The following is a 15,793-nucleotide window of genomic DNA, read 5'->3' on the forward strand; positions in this document are numbered from 1 at the left end:
CACCGCATTCTTGAAGCGACGACTGACCCGAGACTTTCACCAAACTGAACCGACGCTGACAGTTCGAGGGGAAACCCGCGGGGTCGGTTTCAGGATGCAAGAAAACCCGCCTCGGCGGCGTCCTTCACGCTTTTATTTCGCGCGGACGATCCCGGGCCGGTCGGCCGCATCGCGCCACGCCGCGCTGTCGAACCAGGGGTCGCCCTCGACCATCGCGCGCAGCATCGGCAAGCTGTCGAAGCCCCACACCGCCTGACCCTCGACCGAGTACGCGGGCACGCCGAACACACCGGCAGTCGCCGCCTCTTCGGTATTGGCACGCAACTGAACCTTGGCCTCTTCGCCTCTGCTGTCTCGCACCAGCGTCAGCCGCGATGCCAATGAGGCCAGGCGTACCGGGTCCGCCGCATCGCCGCCACCGCGCCACACGTCATGAAAAATCGTCTCTGCCACATAGCGGCTGATCTCGCCCGTGTGCGTCGTTGCCAGCGCGAGCCGCAGGTGCGGCAGCGGGTTGTACGGATGGCTGGCCGGCATGTCGATGGGAATGCCGTTCGCGCGGCCGAGCCACAGTGCCTGCCGATAGACCCAGGCGCGCTTGGACGGCACGTCGGCAGGCGCCACATGACCGTGGTGCATGAACAGCGCGCCGAGCAGCAGCGGCTTGTAGCTGACGCTGTAGCTGAGCCCTTCGAGCGCGTCGGGCAGTCGCTCGAACGCCAGATAGGCATAGGGCGAAATAAAGTCGAGATAGAAAGTGATGTGCTTCATGTCGATGTCTTGTCCTTCTCGTTCTCTTTTGCTTTCACTTCTGCTTCTGCGTCTGCTTCTGCTTGCGTTCTCGTTCCCGAGGAGCGTTGATCGATGAGTCCCCACACGGCGCACTTCTCGACGTCGCTCATGTGCCGCCACCCAGCGATCTCGGGAATGGTCCGAAAACATCCTTCGCAGAGGGCCGTTTCGGTCACCATGCGACAGACCGAAACGCAGGGCGAAGGCACGACCGGCTCAGGCAGCACTTCGCGTACTTTCATTGCGCAGGCGCCGCGACATCCACCGCCGTCACCTGCACCGTCACGTCGGCCACTGGTGCACCGGTGAAGCGCTCGATGTCTTGCGGTGCCAGTCGCACCACCGAATGCGGATGGCCCGCGGCCACCCACACTTCGTCGAAGCGAAACAGTTCGCGATCGATCAACGTCACGGACGGCGTGGCATGCGCGAAAGGCGACACGCCGCCAATCGAGAAGCCGGTCTTCGCCTTCACGAAATCGGCATCGGCACGCCCGGTCTTGCCGACGATGGCATCGACCTTTTTCTCGTCCACCCGGCGATCGCCCGAGGTGATGATCAGCACCGCTGCATCGTCGCTTTTGCGCCGGAAGATGATGCTCTTCGCGATCTGTCCGACCGCGATGCCGAGTGCATCGGCCGCCTGTTGCGCGGTGCGTGCAGCGTCGTCGAGCATCTGTGGCTCGTGCGCGTGACCGGCGTCCTGCAGCACCCGCGCGACGCGCTGTACCGACTCGGGCAGCGCGTGCAGTTCAGAGCCGCACATCAGGCTTCCCGCTTTGTCCGGATCGCCTTGGACGCCCGCGAATTCGGCTCTCGCCCCAGCGCCTGGCTGATGTACACGCCGGCATCGATGAGCTTGTCCAGATCGATGCCGGTATCGATGCCCATGCCCTGCAGCATGTAAACCACGTCTTCGGTCGCGACATTGCCGGTGGCGCCCTTGGCATACGGGCAACCGCCGAGTCCGGCCGACGAAGTGTCGAACTGCCACACGCCCATCTCCAGACTGGCCAGCGTGTTGCCGAGTGCCTGTCCATAGGTGTCGTGAAAGTGCCCGGAGATGTCGTCGATGCCGTAGTGCTGCAGCGTCGCTTCGATGGCGCGCTGCACCTTCACCGGCGTGCCCACGCCGATGGTGTCGGCCACGCCGAGGTGCTGCACGCCGATGCCACGCATCAGCCCGGCCAGGCGGCCCACCGCTTCGGGCGCAACTTCGCCTTCATAAGGGCAGCCGACGGTGCACGACATCGCGCCGCGCACATAGATGCCGTGCTCGCGGGCGGCCGCGACCACCGGCGCAAAGCGCTCGATGCTTTCGGCAATCGAGCAGTTGATGTTCTTCTGGCTGAAGGCTTCGCTGGCGGCCCCGAACACCACGATCTCGTCGGGCCACTCGTTGCGCGGCGCCGCGATGGCGGCCTCGAAGCCTTTCATGTTGGGCGTGAGCACCGAGTAGCGCACGCCGGCCTTGCGCTGGATGCCGTGCATCACCTCGGCGTTGTCGGCCATCTGCGGCACCCACTTCGGGCTAACGAAACTGGTGACCTCGATCTCGCGCACGCCGGCGTCTTGCAGGCGGTGCACGAGGCCGATCTTGACCTCGGCCGACACCGGGCTTTTTTCGTTCTGCAAGCCGTCGCGCGGGCCGACATCGACGATTTTTACGTTGAGGGGAAGCTTCATGGGGTCTCCTGGAAAAGTCAGTATCCGCGTTCGAGGTCGACCACGCCCGCCATCCCGTCAAAACCCGCACCCCCTTCGACGGCACGGATTTTCGAGACGATCTGCGCGATAGATTCTTCGCGCAACGTGCGCGCCGACGCATGGGGCGTCACGGTGATCTTCGGATGCCGCCAGAACGGATGGTCGGGCGGCAGCGGTTCGGTCTCGAACACGTCGAGCGTCGCGCCGTCGAGCTGCCCTGCGTCCAGCAGCGGGATCAGGTCGGATTCGACCAGATGCGCGCCGCGTGCCACGTTGATGACGTAGCCGCCCGGCGCGCCGCCGTTCAGCTTGGTCAACGTCTCGCGCCGCAGGATGCCGCGGGTGTCGGGCGTGACCGGCAGCAGGCACACCAGCACCCGGCTCTCCGCCAGAAATGCATCCAGACTTTGGTGCCCCGCGAAACTGCGGACGCCGGCGATGTCCTTGGGCGAGCGGCTCCAGCCGTTGACCGGAAAGTCGAATTGCGCCACGGCCTTGGCGACCCGCTCGCCCAGCACGCCGAGCCCCATGACGCCGACCGAAAATTGCGAGCGCAGACGCGGCGCCCGATAGCCCCAGCGGCCTTGCCGTGCATCGACCTCGTAGGCATCGAACTCCCGAAAGTGACGAATCAGCGCGTGGCAAACGTACTCCGCCATCTGCACCGCCATGCCTGCATCTTCGACTCGCACGATGCGCGTGTGCGGCGGCATCCTGAGTTTGAGCAGTGCATCGACGCCGGCCCCGATGTTGAAGAGGCCCCGCAAGCCGGGCTGCTCGTCGAGCATGCGCTGCGGCGGTGACCAGACCACGGCATGGTCGGCCGGCGGCGCGCCGGATTGCCAGACGGAAACGTGAGCCTCTGGAAATTCGTGTTGCAGGCCCGAGACCCAGGCGTCGGGTTTGAGATCGGTAAGGCAGACGGTGATGTGCATGATCAGGAAGCCTCTGGAGTGGCGATGCGCAGCAGCTCCGACCCTTCAGTCACCTGATCGCCCGGCGCATACAGCAGCTCTTCGACCGTGCCATCGGCCGGTGCCGCGATGGTGTGCTCCATCTTCATCGCTTCCATCACGGCCAACGGCTGCCCCTTGGTCACCTTGTCGCCAGCCTTCACGGCGAACGACACCACCTTGCCCGGCATCGGCGCGGTCAGCCGGCCGCCTTCGGCCTGCGTTTCGCCCGCATGCGCCAATCGGTCGATGGTGGTGATCTTGCTCGCGCCCTGCTGCGCGAAAACGTGTGCGGTGCCCTGGCTCTCGTAGACGTTCAACGTATGGCGCCCGCCGTTGAATTCGACTTCGAACTCGCCGGTTGGAAACTGGCCGATGACCAGCGCGCCTTCGACGTCGCCGACTTTCAGCCAGAGGCTGCCGTCGCGCTTGTATGTCACGAAGGCCGACGCGTCTTCACCCCGAAACTCGAAATCGAAGTGACGCGTGTATTCGCCCAGCGCACGCCAGCCATCGCGACGCGCAAACGGATCGGGCATCTTCGACGGCCATTCGCCGATCAACGTGCGTGTGATGGCCGCAGCCGCCGCCAGCGGCAGGCCGAGCGGTTCACGGTCGAACAGCACGGCGCGTTCGCGCTCGATCAATGCGGTATCGAGCTTGGCGTTGGCGAACGAATCGGTCGCCAGCACACCGCGCAGGAACTGCACGTTGGTCGCCACGCCGACGATATGCACCTGCGCCAGCGCTGCATCGAGACGCGCCAGTGCTTCGGCACGGTCCGCGCCATGCACGATGAGTTTGGCGATCATCGAATCGTAGAACGGCGAGATCTCGCCGCCTTCGCGCACGCCGTCGTCGATGCGGACCGCGGCACGCGGGTCGCTCAGCTTCGTTCTCTCGAATGCCGTCGCCTGCGGCTTGCGATAGACCAGCAGCTTGCCGGTCGCGGGCAGGAAATTGTTGTCCGGGTTCTCAGCGCAAATGCGCGCTTCGATGGCATGGCCATGGATCTTGAGTTCGCTCTGCTTCAACGGCAACGGCTCGCCCGACGCCACGCGCAGTTGCCACTCGACCAGGTCGAGGCCGGTGATGGCTTCGGTCACGGGATGCTCGACTTGCAGTCGCGTGTTCATCTCCATGAAGAAGAAGTTCATTTCGCCACCGTCTCTCTGCTCGACGATGAACTCGACTGTCCCCGCCCCGACGTACTTCACCGCCTTGGCAGCAGCGACCGCCGCCGCACCCATTTCCTTGCGCATCGCCTCGGTCATGCCGGGTGCCGGCGCTTCCTCGAGCACCTTCTGATGGCGCCGCTGCACCGAGCAGTCGCGCTCGAAAAGATAGACGCAATCGCCTTGCGTATCGCCGAACACCTGGATCTCGATGTGGCGCGGACGCTGCACGTATTTTTCGATCAACACCGCGTCGTCGCCGAAGCTGTTGATCGCCTCGCGCTGGCACGACGCCAGCGCAGTTGCAAAGTCTTCGCTCTTGTCGACCACCCGCATGCCCTTGCCGCCGCCGCCTGCGCTGGCCTTGATGAGCACCGGGTAGCCGATGCGATCGGCTTCGCGCTGCAGCAGCGCCGGGTTCTGGTCGTGGCCGTGGTAGCCAGGAACCAGCGGCACGCCGGCCTTTTCCATCAACTGCTTCGATGCAGCCTTGAGACCCATCGCCTTGATGGCCGAGGGCGGCGGCCCGATGAAGACGAGGCCCGCCTCAGCGCAGGCCCGTGCGAACTCTTCGTTCTCGCTCAGGAAGCCGTAGCCCGGATGCACCGCTTCAGCACCCGTGGCCTTGGCTGCTTCGAGAATCTTTTCCCAGCGCAGATAGCTGTCTTTGGGCGCGCTGCCGCCGAGGTAAACCGACTCGTCGCAAGCGCGTACATGGTTGGCATGCGCGTCGGCATCGGAGTAGACGGCGACGGTGCGGATCGCCATGCGGCGCGCCGTCGCGGCGACACGGCAAGCGATCTCGCCCCGGTTCGCGATCAGGATCTTTTTAAACATGAGGGCTGTCTTCCGAAGGTTTCTTCTTGAACTGGAAAGCGGAGGTCACGCCCGGGTCGGGCTTGCCGCTGAAGATGCGCGCGACGCGGCCGAAGAGCGACCTGAGAAAGCGCCAGCTCTTGCGAATGAGCCACACGCTGCCGATGAGCACGATGACGAACAGCACGCCGAACACCAGCGGATGCGCGACGGCGAGCCACAGACCGGTCGGCACCGCAGCGTCTTCAACCAAGGACGCGCCGACATTGCTGAACGGCTCGGGCGAGGTGTTGATGGCCGCGCGCGTGGTCGCCTTGGCGGCATGCGCGGTGGCCGCGAAGCCGCCGCCGACGAGTGCCGCGACCAGCGCCATGGCGGTGTGGTCGGCGCCAAAAACGCCGGCGGCCAATGCCGCGCCGGCCGGGATGCGGATGACGGTGTGCACCATGTCCCAGAGCGAATCGAGGCCCGGAATCTTGTCGGCGAAGAACTCGACAAACACCATGAAGCCGCTGGCGATCAGCACCGCCGGATGCGCCAGCAGTTGCAACCCGCCGGGCAAGGCGAACCAGCCGAAGTAGCCAACGAGCCCGGTCAGCAACACCACCAGATACAGCCGGATGCCGCTGGCCCAGCCGATGGCGGCGGCCAACGCCAGCAGTTGCGGCATGTCGAGCGCGCTCATGTCAGCGGGTCATCCCATGCGGTTGTTGTGATTGCAGAAAGGTCGGCACGGCCATCACGCTGCCGCAGCGGCGCGCCCAATGTCGCCGGCATCGGCCAAGTCCCAGGCTTTCCAGCACAACGCCATCAGTTGGCGGCTGCGTTCCGGGGCCAGGATGCCGTCGGTCAAACCGGTGAACTTGTCCTCCAGCTGGGCATCGGACATGGGATGGTCCTGACTGCCCACGGCGTGCTCGATGAACTGGTGCAACTTACGGCCGTCGGTGAGCGTCACGGTCATATCGACCTGGTCCGGCTTGATGGCGTTGTCGACGCTCACCGCCACTTTGTTGCGCACCGCCAGCACCGTCGGATCGTTGACGGCCGAGTCCCTGAACGCCTGGTCGCCGCCCCGCCCCGTCACCAGGGCCACGGCGACAGCGTGATAGACGCTGAACTTGCCTTCGAGGCCGGTGCGCGGTTCCGTCTTGCCCATCAGGTTGAGCACCAGCGGATGCGCCTTCAGTTCCACCGACGCGATCTGCTCGGGCTTGAGCGCATGGGCCGCGCGCAACTGGATCGCCGCATCGATAGCGGGATGCGCCACGATGCCGCACGCGAAGGGCTTGTAAGTGTTGAGCGCCAGCTCGTAACGCTCGCCCAATCCCCCGGTGACCTGGGCCCAGTCATGGCGCGTGCTCATGGCTTGGCCCCAGCCATCGAAACCCTCGATGGCGACTTCAGAGGCGGTGAAGCCTTGTTCTGCCAGCAGTGCCGACAGCATCCCGTTCTGCGCCGCCTTGCCAGGATGAAAACTCTTGGTGTCGGAACCGAACTGCACCTTGAGACCGACCGGTTGCGACGCGGCGTTGCCCAGCGCCCAGGCCATGCGTTTTTCGTCGAGCTTGAGCAGGCGCCCGATGGCGGCGGCAGCGCCGAACACGCCGGTGGTGCCGGTGATGTGCCAGCCCATCGCATAGTGTTCGGGATAGACAGCGTTGCCCATGCGGCATTCGATCTCGCAGCCCAGCACCAGCGCGTTCATGAAGTCGGCGCCGGAAACCGGCCGGTATTCAGCAAAGGCCGTCAACGCCGAAGCGACCGGACCGGCCGGATGGATGATGGTCTTGAGGTGCGTGTCGTCGTAGTCGAGCACGTGCGAGCTGATGCCGTTGACCAGTGCAGCCTGCATCGCGTCCAGACGTTCTGTTCGACCGAACAGGCTGGCCTGCGGCGGACCGGAGAACGGCTTGAGCGCCGCTGCAGCGTGCGTGGGCGCATTCTGCTGCGAGCCGCCGACCGCGCAGCCAACCCAGTTCAGCAGCGTCCGAGTCGCCTCCTTGCGCACCACTGCCGGTATCTGGTCGGCCGTGGCTGTTGCGGCGTAGCGTGCCAGGATGTGCGTCACCGGCGATGCCGCCGGACCCTTGGGCGCCGCGCTCAATGTCGGCGCGGGGGCTGGCGCCGGGACGCCCGCCGATGCTGCGGCCGGCTGGGCGCGCGATGTCGAAGCGGCCAAGCCGGTGAGCAATGCGGTACCGGATGCAAGCAGCAACTGGCGTCGGTCTTTCAAGATCATGCGATGTTCCCTAGGGCGTTTGATGTCATCGAGTGGGCGATGCTCACTTGCATCAGGCTTTGGCTTCGAGCCACGACGGTTTGCGCTTTTGCAGAAAAGCCTGCACGCCCACGCGCCCCTCTTCGCTGGCGCGGATGTCGGCGATGCCCTCGACCGTGTGGGCGATCAGCGCAGCGTCGATGTCACGACCCGCCACGTCGGCGATCAGTTGCTTGCCGGCGCGCACGGCGGCCGGGCTGGCGCCGAGCAAGGCCTTGAGCAACTCGTCGACCTTGGCGTCGAGCGCATCGGCCGCCACCACCTCGTGCACGAAGCCGATGCGATGCGCCTCGGCGGCCGTGAAGCGCTCGGCCGTCAAGAAGTAACGCTGCGCCGCGCGCGTCCCCATTGCGCGAATCACGTAGGGGCTGATGGTCGCGGGGATCAGGCCGATCTTCACTTCGCTCAGGCAGTACCAAGCCGTGTCCACGCTCACCGCCATGTCGCAAGCCGCGACCAGTCCCATGCCGCCAGCGTACACATCGCCCTGCACCCGCGCGATGGTCGGCTTGGGGCACTCGGCCATCACTCGCAACATTTCGGCCAGCTTGCCTGCATCGGCGATGTTTTCATCGCGCGAGTAGTCGGCCATGCGACGCATCCAGTGGAGGTTGGCGCCGGCGCAAAACGCCGGTCCGTTGGCGCCGAGGACGATGGCCTTGACGTTCGCCATCGCGCCGGCTTCGGCGAAAGCTTGCGTCAGCTCGGCGATCACGACGTCGTCGAAAGCGTTGCGCGTGTCGGGCTGGTCGAGCCAGATGCGGGCGATGGGGCCGTCTGTCGTGAGGGTCAGTTTGGTGAAGGTCATGTCTGGAAATTCAAGGACGTGCGCGATGAAACGTAGGTAGCCATCTCACATCCGGAAGATGCCGAACTTCGGTTCCGGTATCGGCGCATTGCGCGACGCCGCCAGCCCGAGGGCAAGCACACGCCGCGTATCCGCCGGATCGATGATCCCGTCGTCCCAGATGCGCGCCGTCGCATAGTAGGGATGGCCCTGCACTTCGTATTGCTGGCGCAGCGGTGCCTTGAAGGCTTCTTCTTCGTCGGCGCTCCATGTGCCGCCTTTGGCTTCGATGCCGTCGCGCTTGACGGTCGCCAGCACGCTCGCGGCCTGTTCGCCTCCCATCACGCTGATGCGCGCGTTCGGCCACATCCACAGGAAGCGCGGCGAGTAGGCGCGGCCGCACATGCCGTAGTTGCCGGCGCCGAAACTCCCGCCGATGATGATGGTGAACTTGGGCACATTGGCGGTCGCCACCGCCGTCACCATCTTGGCGCCGTGGCGCGCGATGCCTTCGTTCTCGTACTTGCGGCCGACCATGAAGCCGGTGATGTTCTGCAGGAAGACGATCGGCGTCTTGCGGTGGCAGCACAGCTCGATGAAGTGCGCACCCTTCTGCGCCGACTCGCTGAACAGGATGCCGTTGTTGGCGATGATGCCGACGGGCATCCCTTCGATCTCGGCGAAGCCGCAGACCAGCGTCGCGCCGAAGCGCTGCTTGAACTCGTGGAACTCGCTGCCGTCGACCACGCGCGCGATGATCTCGCGCACGTCGAAAGGCTTGCGCGTGTCGGTCGGGATGACACCGTAAAGCTCTTCTCGCGGGAAGTCGGGCGCACGCGGCGTGGCCGGTTCGGGCATTGCAGGCCGCGCCGCTTTGGCATTCAGATTAGCCACCGCCGACCGCGCCAGCGCCAGCGCATGCAGGTCGTTCTGCGCCAGATGATCCACCACGCCCGACAGCCGCGTATGCACATCACCACCGCCCAGGTCTTCGGCCGTCACGACCTCGCCGGTCGCGGCCTTCACCAGCGGCGGGCCACCCAGAAAGATCGTGCCCTGGTTCTTCACGATGATGGATTCGTCGCTCATCGCCGGCACGTAGGCGCCGCCCGCGGTGCACGAACCCATGACCACGGCGATCTGCGGAATGCCCTGCGCGCTCATCTGCGCCTGGTTGTAGAAGATGCGGCCGAAGTGATCGCGATCGGGGAACACCTCGTCCTGGTTCGGCAGGTTGGCGCCGCCGGAATCGACCAGGTAGATGCACGGCAAGTGGTTTTGCTCGGCGATCTCCTGCGCGCGCAGATGCTTCTTCACCGTGAGCGGGTAGTAGGTGCCGCCCTTCACGGTCGCGTCGTTGCAGACCACCATGCAGTCGACGCCGTTCACTCGGCCGATGCCGGCGATAAGGCCGGCGCCCGGGGCCGACTCGTTGCCCTTGGCGTCGAGGTACATGCCGTACGCGGCAAGCGGTGCGATCTCCAGGAACGGCGTGCCGGGATCGAGCAGTTCAGCGACGCGATCGCGTGGCAGCAACTTGCCGCGCGCGACGTGCTTGGCGCGAGCGGCTTCTCCACCGCCGGCCTCGACTTTGGCGAACTGTGCGTGCAGGTCGTCGACCAATGCGCGCATCGCGACGGCGTTGGCCTGAAAGTCGGCGGAACGGGCGTTGAGTTTGGTTTCTAGCTTGCTCATGCGGTCTTCTCTTCGTTGAGGCCGAGGCGCTCTTTCATCTCATCGCGGATCTTGAACTTCTGAATCTTGCCGGTGACGGTCATCGGGAACTCGGTGACGAACTGGATGTACTTGGGCACCTTGTAGTGCGCGATCTGGCCTTTGCAGAAATCGCGGATCTCGTCTTCGGTCGCGCTCTGGTTCGGCTTCACGATGACCCACGCGCACAACTCTTCGCCGTAGCGCTTGTCGGGCAGGCCGACGACCTGCACGTCCTGTACCTTCGGGTGCCGATACAGAAACTCTTCGATCTCGCGCGGGTAGATGTTCTCGCCGCCGCGGATCACCAGGTCCTTGATGCGACCGACGATGTTGACGTAGCCCTCGTCGTCCATCACGGCCAGATCACCGGTATGCATCCAGTGCTCGGCGTCGATGGCTTCGCGGGTTCGAGGCTCGTCTTCCCAGTAGCCGTGCATGACCGAATAGCCGCGCGTGAGCAGTTCGCCCGAGGTGCCGCGCGGCACCGTGGCACCCGTCTCCGAGTCGATGATCTTGACTTCGATGTGCGGCTGCACCGTGCCCACGGTCGAAACGCGCTTGTCTTGCGGCGTGTCGGTGCTGCTCTGGCAACTCACCGGGCTGGTTTCGGTCATGCCGTAGGCGATGGTGATTTCGCCCAGGTGCATCTGGTCGACCACGCGCTTCATGACTTCGGTCGGGCACGGCGAGCCGGCCATGATGCCGGTGCGCAAAGTCGACAGGTCGAACTCGGCGAAGCGCGGATGGTCGAGCTCGGCGATGAACATCGTCGGCACGCCGTGCAGGCCGGTGCACTTTTCAGCCTGAACGGTTTCAAGCACGGTGAGCGGATCGAAGCCGTCGTTCGGATACACGATCGTCGAGCCGTGCGTCAGCGCCGCCAAGTTGCCCAGCACCATGCCGAAGCAGTGGTACAGCGGAACCGGAATGCACAGCCGGTCGTGCGGACTGAGCTTCATGCACTCGCCGATGAAGAAGCCGTTGTTCAGGATGTTGCGGTGCGTGAGCGTCGCGCCCTTGGGGAAGCCGGTGGTACCGCTGGTGAACTGAACGTTGATCGGATCCGTAGCCTTCAACGTCTCGGCGATCTGCGCGATGCGCGGGTCGTCGGGGTTACCGCTGGCGAGCAGGGCTGAGAAGCGCTGCATGCCGGGTTGATCGGCATCGCTTGACTTGTCGATCCACACGGTGTGCTTCAGCAATGGCAGCCTGGCTGACCCAAGTTCGCGCAACATGCCGAGGTAGTCGCTGGTTTTGAACTGCGCCATCGTGACCAGCGCCTTCACGCCGACCTTGTTGAGCGCGTATTCGAGTTCCGACGTGCGGTACGCCGGGTTGATGTTGACCAGGATGAGCCCGACCTTGGCGGTCGCGATCTGCATGAGCACCCACGGCACGTTGTTGTGCGACCAGATGCCGATGCGGTCGCCCGGCACCAGGCCGAGGTTCAGCAGCGCGCTGGCGAGGCGGTTCGATTCGGTCTGCAGTGCGCGGTAGCTGAAGCGCCGGGCTTCGTGACGGCTGACCAGGGCTTCGTGGTCGGGTTGCGAAGCGACCATGTTGTCGAAGAACGCGCCGATGGGCTGCTCGATCAGCGGGACATCGGTCGCGCCTTTTGCATAACTCAGGTTCGATGTCATGGCCCGCCCTCAGGAGGTCTCTGCGAACAACTCGCGCCCGATCAGCATTCGCCGCACTTCACTCGTCCCCGCGCCGATCTCATACAGCTTCGCGTCGCGCCACAGCCGCTCCACCGGAAAGTCCTTCGTGTACCCCACGCCGCCCAGCGCCTGGATCGCCTCGCCGGCCATCCACGTCGCCTTCTCGGCCGAATACAGAATCGCGCCGGCCGCATCCTTGCGAAAGGTGCGGGCGTGCTCGTTGCGGTCGCAGGCCTTGCCGACCGCATAAACATACGCGCGCGTCGCCTGCCAGGTCGAGTACATGTCGGCCAGCTTGCCCTGCATCAACTGGAACTCGCCGATGCTCTGGCCGAACTGCTTGCGGTCGTGGATGAAGGGCAGCACCGCGTCCATGCACGCAGCCATGATGCCGAGGGGGCCGCCGGACAGCACCGCACGCTCGTAGTCGAGGCCGCTCATCAGCACCTTGGCGCCCATGCCTTCGCCGCCCAGCACGTTCTCGGCGGGCACTTCGCAGTTGTCGAAGAACAGCGGGTAGGTGTTGCTGCCGCGCATGCCCAGCTTGTCGAGCTTGGTGCCGGCGCTGAACCCCTTGAAGTTCTTCTCGACGATGAAGGCCGTCATGCCGCGTGCGCCCATCTCGGGTTCGGTCTTGCCGTAGATGACCAGCGTGTCGGCGTCGCCGCCGTTGGTGATCCACATCTTGCCGCCGTTGAGCACGTAGTAGCCGTCCTTCTTGTCGGCCTTGAGCTTCATGCTGATGACGTCGGAGCCAGCGTTGGGTTCGCTCATCGCCAGCGCGCCGACGTGCTCGCCGCTCACCAGCTTGGGCAGGTACTTGTTCTTTTGAAAGTCGGTCCCGTTGCGGTGGATCTGGTTGACGCACAGGTTGGAGTGCGCGCCATAAGAGAGGCCAACGGACGCCGAGGCGCGCGAGACTTCCTCCATCGCAACGATGTGCGCGAGGTAGCCGAGTTCGGTGCCGCCGTATTGCTCTTTGACCGTCATGCCGTGCAGGCCGAGAGCGCCGAGCTTTTGCCACAGGTCGTGTGGAAAAAGGTTCTCGCTGTCGATGGCGGCGGCGCGTGGCGCGATTTCTGCGGCGGCGAACGTCTGGATGGCGTCGCGCAGCGAATCGATGGTGTCGCCCAGGTCGAAATTGAGGCCGGGATCGTGCATGGGGTTTGTCTCCTGTGACACCGCAGCTTACGCCCGCACGATCCTCAATTGGCGCCACAATGGTTGCAAATCGTGCCACATGAAGGCATCCATACCATGTCCTCCCCTTCGTTCCTGAGCCCCGCCCGCGCCGCCACGCCGATGGCCTTCGTGCGAGCGATCGTGCGCGGCTACGAGCGCTATGGCGTCGATCCGTCCGGCGCCCTGCGCGCGGCACAGATCGCGCCGCGCGATGTCGCCAAACCTGGTGCCCGCGTCACGGCAGTGCAGTTCGAAACGCTCAACGCGCACGCGATGCAGGAGCTCGACGACGAAGCGCTCGGCTGGTTCACCCGCAAGCTGCCCTGGGGTAGCTACGGCATGCTGTGCCGTGCCTCGCTGGGCTCGCCCGACTTGGGCCTGGCCATCAAGCGCTGGTGCCGTCACCATCGGCTGCTGACCGACGACATCGCGCTCGACCTGCAGGTTTTGGGCGGCGTGGCGACCTTGTCGATCACCGAACAGCGGCCGCTCGACAAGGCGTTCCGCGAGTTCTGCCTGGTGTCGAGCCTGCGTTTCCTGCATGGCTACGCTTGCTGGGCGATCGACTCGCGCATCTCGCTGCGCCACGCGACCTTTCCTTTCGCAGCGCCATCCCACCGCGACGCCTACGCGTTGATGTTCGCTGGCGACGTGCGGTTCGATGCGGCCCGTGCCAGCTACAGCTTCGACGAGCGCTACCTTGCGTTGCCCCTGCAACGCGACGAGCGCGCGCTGCGCACCATGCTCAAGCGTGCGCTCCCGCTGACGGTGCTGCAGTACCGGCGCGACCGGCTGCTGGGACAGCGCGTGCGCGAGCTGATGCGCGGGCCGGCCGATAGTGAAGCGAGTTCGCACGCTACGGCGCCGCGTGCTGCATCGAACACCGCCGACGCGCTGGCATCCGCGCTCAACGTATCGGCCCGCACCTTGCATCGCCAGTTGAAGGACGAAGGCACGTCGCTGCAGGCGATCAAGGACGAGGTGCGTCGCGACGAGGCGCAACGGCAATTGCGCCGCACGACAAAGCCGATCAAGCAGATCGCGCTGGCGGTAGGCTTTCGGAACGAGAAAAGCTTCGCGCGCGCGTTCCGCGACTGGACCGGCATGACACCCGGAGCGTTTCGGCGACCCGCCGAATAGTCGGATTACGCCGTCCTGATGTCTTCAGGCGATCGGGTCGATGCCGGCGAGCGCGTCGGCGATCGGTTGCGCCTCGGTCGGCCGCACCAGTCGCGCCACTTCGCGTCCGTCCTGCAGAAAGATCAGCGTCGGCCAAAGCCGGACGTTGAACGAGCGGCCGAGAGGCCGGCCGCTGCCGTCTTCGACCTTGATGTGTTCGACATGCGGATGGCCGGCGAACGCTTCGACGATTACGGGCTGCGCCGCCTTGCAGATGCCGCACCAGTTGGTGCCGAACTCGACGACCGCAGCGCCCTTCAGCGCATCGATGCCGGTGCGCTCGGGTTGTTCGGTCTGGTAGGCGGAGGGGGTGGTCATGACGGTCCTTTCTGGCAACGAACTCATTGCACCAGAAAGGCGGGGGCTCCGCACGTCAGCGGGGCGCCCGCCAGGCGGCCAGCACATCGGGTAATTGCGACATGTCGGTGAACACCACGCTGGCCCCGACGGCGCGCATCGCGTCGGGGTCGCTGTGGCCGAGCCCCGCCATGCCGGGCGGGCTGTAGCCGAACACCGTGGCACCGGCCGCTACGCCCGCGGTCACGCCGGTGACGGTGTCTTCGACGACGGCGCAGCGGACCGGGTCCGCGCCCAGCGCGGCGGCCGCCGCCAGGTAGACATCCGGAAACGGCTTGCTGCGCGGCGTGTCGTGGCCACTGAAGACGTAGCCGGTGAAGAAGTCGTGCAGACCGACCTTGACCAGCTGGAACTCGACCTTGTGCAAGTCGGCCCCTGAAGCGCAGGCGATACGCCCGCCCGCCAGCGCATGCACCCGGCGCACAGCATCGACCGCGCCGGGGATGGCGAGCAGATCGGCATGCAGCGCGATGTTGCGGCGCTCGCGAAAGCCTGCGAGCCATTCGGGCGTGATGGCGAAGCCGGTGCGCGCCTCGATCAGCGCGGCTTCATCCCTGACGGCCTTGCCAGTGAAAGTCCGCATCGATTCTTCGGTGCTGAGCTTCCAGCCGAGTTCACCGAGCATTTCGGCGAGCACGCGATTGGTGATGGGCTCGGAGTCGACCAGCACGCCGTCGCAGTCGAACAGCACCGCATCGAAGGGGAGGTCACTCATGGAGCGATGACCGATCAGTACCGCGTGCCGTCGACGTAGTACCAGCGCTCTTCCTCGCGAACGAAGCGGCTGCGCTCGTGCAAACGGGTGGCGACGCCGGCAGCGTCGCGCTGGCGCGCCACGAACTCGACTTCGGCATGGTCAGCGTCGAGCACGGAGCGCGAGCGCACGTCGAGTCCGAGCCATTTGACGCCGGGCTCGAAGGTGACTTGCGACGGCCGGTGGCCCTGCGCCCACGTGGCGAGCAGGTAGTCGGCGCGTTCGTTGACGAAGGCGGTGTAGCGCGAGCGCATGAGCGATTCGGCGTCGGGCGCGGGCGTGATGTCGAAGTCGTCGAGGTAGCGCCCGCAGCACAGGGCGTAGGTAAACGGCTTCTCGCGGCGGTCGCGACGGCCGCAAGGACAGGGGGCGGGAGGGGGCGTGGAGGCGCTCATGAGGTCCTCCATTGGAACACCCCGCGCACCCTGCTCGC

At 65.4% G+C, this 15,793-nt stretch carries 16 protein-coding genes and 1 pseudogene; 1 reads left to right on the forward strand and 16 read right to left on the reverse strand.

Features of this window, described 5'->3' with window-relative positions:
- Nucleotides 1–132: 132 nt before the first annotated feature.
- The 13 genes and pseudogenes from RCH10_RS21410 to RCH10_RS21470 form a co-directional block, all read right to left on the reverse strand.
- On the reverse strand, nucleotides 133–771 hold the full coding sequence (locus RCH10_RS21410) for a 2-hydroxychromene-2-carboxylate isomerase (protein WP_187053147.1): 639 nt from the start codon (nucleotides 769–771) through the stop codon (nucleotides 133–135).
- Nucleotides 768–902: a hypothetical protein gene (locus RCH10_RS21415; protein WP_409053991.1), complete on the reverse strand. Its 135-nt coding sequence runs from the start codon at nucleotides 900–902 to the stop codon at nucleotides 768–770. The genes RCH10_RS21410 and RCH10_RS21415 overlap by 4 nt, the downstream gene beginning before the upstream one ends.
- 12 nt (nucleotides 903–914) lie before the next feature.
- Nucleotides 915–1,034, reverse strand: a pseudogene (locus RCH10_RS21420) (DUF1289 domain-containing protein); the annotation flags it as partial.
- Complete coding sequence (locus RCH10_RS21425; RefSeq protein WP_409053954.1) at nucleotides 1,031–1,558, reverse strand: YbaK/EbsC family protein; 528 nt, start codon at nucleotides 1,556–1,558, stop codon at nucleotides 1,031–1,033. The pseudogene RCH10_RS21420 and the gene RCH10_RS21425, both read right to left, overlap by 4 nt.
- Complete coding sequence (locus RCH10_RS21430) at nucleotides 1,558–2,478, reverse strand: hydroxymethylglutaryl-CoA lyase (RefSeq protein WP_409053955.1); 921 nt, start codon at nucleotides 2,476–2,478, stop codon at nucleotides 1,558–1,560. Before RCH10_RS21430 ends, RCH10_RS21425 begins: the two co-directional genes overlap by 1 nt.
- A gap of 17 nt (nucleotides 2,479–2,495) precedes the next feature.
- Nucleotides 2,496–3,434: a glyoxylate/hydroxypyruvate reductase A gene (locus RCH10_RS21435; protein WP_323495770.1), complete on the reverse strand. Its 939-nt coding sequence runs from the start codon at nucleotides 3,432–3,434 to the stop codon at nucleotides 2,496–2,498.
- Nucleotides 3,435–3,436: 2 nt separating this feature from the next.
- A complete protein-coding gene (locus RCH10_RS21440; protein WP_409053956.1) occupies nucleotides 3,437–5,464 on the reverse strand; it encodes a biotin carboxylase N-terminal domain-containing protein in 2,028 nt (675 codons plus the stop codon).
- A complete protein-coding gene (locus RCH10_RS21445) occupies nucleotides 5,457–6,128 on the reverse strand; it encodes a DUF4126 domain-containing protein (protein WP_409053957.1) in 672 nt (223 codons plus the stop codon). The genes RCH10_RS21440 and RCH10_RS21445 overlap by 8 nt, the downstream gene beginning before the upstream one ends.
- A gap of 54 nt (nucleotides 6,129–6,182) precedes the next feature.
- Nucleotides 6,183–7,685: an MmgE/PrpD family protein gene (locus tag RCH10_RS21450; protein ID WP_409053958.1), complete on the reverse strand. Its 1,503-nt coding sequence runs from the start codon at nucleotides 7,683–7,685 to the stop codon at nucleotides 6,183–6,185.
- A 52-nt stretch (nucleotides 7,686–7,737) separates the two neighbouring features.
- Nucleotides 7,738–8,532, reverse strand: a complete 795-nt coding sequence (locus RCH10_RS21455) for an enoyl-CoA hydratase/isomerase family protein (RefSeq protein WP_409053959.1) — start codon at nucleotides 8,530–8,532, stop codon at nucleotides 7,738–7,740.
- Nucleotides 8,533–8,577: 45 nt separating this feature from the next.
- On the reverse strand, nucleotides 8,578–10,206 hold the full coding sequence (locus RCH10_RS21460) for a carboxyl transferase domain-containing protein (protein ID WP_409053960.1): 1,629 nt from the start codon (nucleotides 10,204–10,206) through the stop codon (nucleotides 8,578–8,580).
- Nucleotides 10,203–11,867 (reverse strand): AMP-binding protein, encoded by a 1,665-nt coding sequence (locus tag RCH10_RS21465; RefSeq protein WP_409053961.1) that lies wholly within the window; start codon nucleotides 11,865–11,867, stop codon nucleotides 10,203–10,205. The genes RCH10_RS21460 and RCH10_RS21465 overlap by 4 nt, the downstream gene beginning before the upstream one ends.
- Nucleotides 11,868–11,876: 9 nt before the next feature.
- A complete protein-coding gene (locus RCH10_RS21470; protein WP_409053962.1) occupies nucleotides 11,877–13,049 on the reverse strand; it encodes an isovaleryl-CoA dehydrogenase in 1,173 nt (390 codons plus the stop codon).
- 96 nt (nucleotides 13,050–13,145) lie between these two features.
- Between RCH10_RS21470 and RCH10_RS21475 the strand changes: the two genes are divergently transcribed.
- Entirely contained in the window at nucleotides 13,146–14,210 is a 1,065-nt protein-coding gene (locus RCH10_RS21475) for an AraC family transcriptional regulator (protein ID WP_409053963.1), read from the forward strand.
- A 24-nt stretch (nucleotides 14,211–14,234) separates the two neighbouring features.
- On the opposite strand, the gene RCH10_RS21480 is transcribed toward RCH10_RS21475, so the two are convergent.
- The 3 genes from RCH10_RS21480 to RCH10_RS21490 are packed head-to-tail and all read right to left on the reverse strand — an operon-like array spanning nucleotide 14,235 to nucleotide 15,755.
- Nucleotides 14,235–14,567: a thioredoxin family protein gene (locus RCH10_RS21480; protein WP_409053964.1), complete on the reverse strand. Its 333-nt coding sequence runs from the start codon at nucleotides 14,565–14,567 to the stop codon at nucleotides 14,235–14,237.
- Between the two features lie 55 nt (nucleotides 14,568–14,622).
- Nucleotides 14,623–15,321, reverse strand: coding sequence for an HAD family hydrolase (locus RCH10_RS21485; protein ID WP_409053965.1), 699 nt, complete (start codon nucleotides 15,319–15,321; stop codon nucleotides 14,623–14,625).
- 14 nt (nucleotides 15,322–15,335) lie between these two features.
- Nucleotides 15,336–15,755 (reverse strand): YchJ family protein, encoded by a 420-nt coding sequence (locus RCH10_RS21490; RefSeq protein ID WP_409053966.1) that lies wholly within the window; start codon nucleotides 15,753–15,755, stop codon nucleotides 15,336–15,338.
- Between the last annotated feature and the right edge of the window lie 38 nt (nucleotides 15,756–15,793).

The sequence above is a fragment of the Variovorax sp. GrIS 2.14 genome (genome assembly GCF_046115955.1).
Lineage (GTDB): Bacteria > Pseudomonadota > Gammaproteobacteria > Burkholderiales > Burkholderiaceae_C > Variovorax.

Coding starts and splice junctions, on each gene's coding strand:
- RCH10_RS21410 (WP_187053147.1), bottom strand. CDS start 771: ATGAAGCACATCACTTTCTATCTCGACTTTATTTCGCCCTATGCCTAT.
- RCH10_RS21415 (WP_409053991.1), bottom strand. CDS start 902: ATGAGCGACGTCGAGAAGTGCGCCGTGTGGGGACTCATCGATCAACGC.
- RCH10_RS21425 (WP_409053954.1), bottom strand. CDS start 1,558: ATGTGCGGCTCTGAACTGCACGCGCTGCCCGAGTCGGTACAGCGCGTC.
- RCH10_RS21430 (WP_409053955.1), bottom strand. CDS start 2,478: ATGAAGCTTCCCCTCAACGTAAAAATCGTCGATGTCGGCCCGCGCGAC.
- RCH10_RS21435 (WP_323495770.1), bottom strand. CDS start 3,434: ATGCACATCACCGTCTGCCTTACCGATCTCAAACCCGACGCCTGGGTC.
- RCH10_RS21440 (WP_409053956.1), bottom strand. CDS start 5,464: ATGTTTAAAAAGATCCTGATCGCGAACCGGGGCGAGATCGCTTGCCGT.
- RCH10_RS21445 (WP_409053957.1), bottom strand. CDS start 6,128: ATGAGCGCGCTCGACATGCCGCAACTGCTGGCGTTGGCCGCCGCCATC.
- RCH10_RS21450 (WP_409053958.1), bottom strand. CDS start 7,685: ATGATCTTGAAAGACCGACGCCAGTTGCTGCTTGCATCCGGTACCGCA.
- RCH10_RS21455 (WP_409053959.1), bottom strand. CDS start 8,532: ATGACCTTCACCAAACTGACCCTCACGACAGACGGCCCCATCGCCCGC.
- RCH10_RS21460 (WP_409053960.1), bottom strand. CDS start 10,206: ATGAGCAAGCTAGAAACCAAACTCAACGCCCGTTCCGCCGACTTTCAG.
- RCH10_RS21465 (WP_409053961.1), bottom strand. CDS start 11,867: ATGACATCGAACCTGAGTTATGCAAAAGGCGCGACCGATGTCCCGCTG.
- RCH10_RS21470 (WP_409053962.1), bottom strand. CDS start 13,049: ATGCACGATCCCGGCCTCAATTTCGACCTGGGCGACACCATCGATTCG.
- RCH10_RS21475 (WP_409053963.1), top strand. CDS start 13,146: ATGTCCTCCCCTTCGTTCCTGAGCCCCGCCCGCGCCGCCACGCCGATG.
- RCH10_RS21480 (WP_409053964.1), bottom strand. CDS start 14,567: ATGACCACCCCCTCCGCCTACCAGACCGAACAACCCGAGCGCACCGGC.
- RCH10_RS21485 (WP_409053965.1), bottom strand. CDS start 15,321: ATGAGTGACCTCCCCTTCGATGCGGTGCTGTTCGACTGCGACGGCGTG.
- RCH10_RS21490 (WP_409053966.1), bottom strand. CDS start 15,755: ATGAGCGCCTCCACGCCCCCTCCCGCCCCCTGTCCTTGCGGCCGTCGC.